General features: G+C 69.9%; 1 protein-coding gene. It reads left to right on the top strand.

Annotated features, from left to right (window positions below; all coding sequences use genetic code 11):
* Positions 1 to 1,470, top strand: a 1,470-nt coding sequence (locus tag ACFC1F_RS43370) for a condensation domain-containing protein (RefSeq protein ID WP_376167343.1), incomplete at both ends; no start/stop codon positions are given.

The raw sequence follows: 1,470 nt of genomic DNA, 5'->3' as shown, positions 1-1,470 counted from the left end.
GCCCCATCGTCCTGCGCCTGACCGGCGACCTCGACCGGACCGCACTGGCCCAGGCCCTGCGCGACGTCATCGCACGCCACGAAGCGCTCCGCACGATCTTCCCCGAGGCCGACGGCGAGCCGTACCAGCAGATCATCGACGTCGACGAACTGCTCTGGGAACTCCCGGTCGTGCGCCTGACGCAGCCGGACCCGTCCGAGCCGGTGACGGGTGCTCGTCTCCTGGACCTCGACGAACTGCCCTTGAACGCCTCCGTGCTGGAACTTCCCGTGATCGACGCGACGGAGGATCTCCCCGAGGACCAGCTGCCCGGCGCCGTGGCACGGGCGGCGGGGTACGCGTTCGACCTGGCCAACGAAATCCCCGTCCGAGCCTGGCTGTTCGACAACGGCCCGGGCGAGCACGTCCTCGCACTGGTGGTCCACCACATCGCGGGCGACGGGTGGTCGATGGGTCCGCTGGCGCGGGACATCTCCACCGCGTACGCGGCGCGGCTGGCGGGCGGTGCTGCGCCGGCATGGTCGGCGCTGCCGGTGCAGTACGCGGACTACGCGCTGTGGCAGCGTGAGTTGCTGGGTGCGGAGGGCGACCCCGACAGCTCGCTGTCGCGCCAGGTGGCTTACTGGCGTGAGGCTCTGGCGGGGGCGCCGGAGGAGCTTGAGCTGCCCTTCGACCGTCCGCGGCCGGCGGTGGCGAGCCACCGCGGCCACACGTCCGGATTCGTCATGCCCGTGGAACTGCACGCCAGGTTGGTGGAGTTGGCGCGTGCCGAGGGTGTAACGCTGTTCATGGTGTTGCAGGCGGGGTTGTCGGTGCTGTTGTCGCGTCTGGGTGCGGGGACGGATGTTCCGATCGGTTCGGCGATCGCCGGGCGGACGGATGAGGCGTTGGACGATCTGGTCGGTTGCTTCGTGAACACGTTGGTGTTGCGGACCGATCTGTCGGGGGATCCGACCTTTGCCGAACTGTTGGTGCGGGTGCGGGAGTCGGGGCTGGCGGCGTTCGCGCACCAGGACGTGCCGTTCGAGCGGCTGGTGGAGGAGCTGGCTCCTGCCCGCTCGCTGGCCCGCCACCCCCTGTTCCAGACCGTGCTCACCATCCAGAACACCACGTCTGCGCACGACGCCGCCTCGCCGGGACTGGAGCTGCCGGGGATCGAGTCGAGGCCGCTGTTCCTCGGCAAGCCCTCGGCCAAGTTCGACCTGGACGTGATCATCGGTGAGGCCTTCGACGCCGAGGGCGCGCCGGCCGGGATCCGCGGTGTGGTGACCGTGGCGGCGGACCTCTTCGACGCGCCGGCGGCGGGCCAGATCGCCCAGCGTTTCCTGAACGTCCTCGCCACGCTCACCGAGAAGCCGCAGACCCCGCTGAGTGCGGTCGATGTGCTGGAGCCGGTGGAGCGGGCGTTGGTGGTGGAGGGCTGGAACGACTCGGTGGAGGTGTTGTCGGGGTCGTTGACGCATGAGTTGT

Source organism: Kitasatospora sp. NPDC056181, assembly GCF_042266225.1.
Classification (GTDB): domain Bacteria; phylum Actinomycetota; class Actinomycetes; order Streptomycetales; family Streptomycetaceae; genus Kitasatospora.
Note: the sequence above shows the minus strand (reverse complement) of the source record. Positions and strands in the feature narration are given on the sequence as shown.